Origin of the sequence: Sphingobium sp. CCH11-B1 (assembly GCF_001556865.1) — a bacterium.
Classification (GTDB): Bacteria; Pseudomonadota; Alphaproteobacteria; order Sphingomonadales; family Sphingomonadaceae; genus Sphingobium.
Genome location: NZ_LSJY01000026.1, coordinates 1 through 761 on the forward strand (window position 1 = coordinate 1; position 761 = coordinate 761).

Consider the following 761-nt stretch of genomic DNA (forward strand, 5'->3'; position numbering starts at 1 on the left):
TAGGCAGATACTCCAGAAGGCATCTCGCGGTCGTGGTGGGATCAACGCCCATTCCAGCGGGCCGGCATCATCCTGTTCGGGCGCTTGAACGGCTGCGGCCGGGTCGTCCCGGACTCCATCGCGGTACGCGCGCTCTAGCGCCTGCGCGATGGCGCCAGCAGTGTCGACGGCGATCCCGTACTTCCGATTGTAGCGATCCTTGGCGACAATGCCTCGGGCGATTTCGCGAAACCGCGCCTTGCGCCGGGGATCGGGACGCAGCCGTCCAGACGCCCCGGTCATGTCGTCACCGTGACATCAGGGCTCACGTTACCCCGTGCGCGAGCCACGATCCCGGCGACCGTGTTCTTGCTGAGTCCCAGGTCGCGAGCGATCCAGCGATAGCTCCGCCCCTCGGCGATATGCGCCAACACTTTGGGCGCGAGGCGGTCCGACTTGGGTCGCTCCCCCAGTTGCCGGCCGAGTTTGCGGCCACGTGCCCGCGCTGCAGCAAGGCCAGAGCGGACCCGCTCGCTCAGCATGTCGCGCTCGAACTGGGCTATACCTGCGAGCATCGTCGCCATCATCCGCCCATGCGGCGTATCGACCTCGAACGTCATGCCGCTCATCGCGACCACCGACACGCGCCAGCCCGACAGCCGGTTGAGTGTATCGAGCAGGTCCTGGGTCGAACGCCCCCAGCGACTGAGTTCGGTAACGAGGATCGCATCGATATGGCGTGCCTGCGCCAGCTTCATCACCTCAGCCCGCGCCGAACGGTT

Annotated in this window: 1 protein-coding gene and 1 pseudogene; both read right to left on the reverse strand. The window is 66.4% G+C overall.

Annotated elements, in window-relative coordinates; genetic code table 11:
* Positions 1–282, reverse strand: a pseudogene (locus AX724_RS24325) (hypothetical protein); the annotation flags it as partial.
* Positions 279–761 (reverse strand): recombinase family protein (locus AX724_RS03520; protein WP_066763620.1); only part of this gene is annotated, 483 nt, incomplete at its 5' end. The gene AX724_RS03520 and the pseudogene AX724_RS24325, both read right to left, overlap by 4 nt.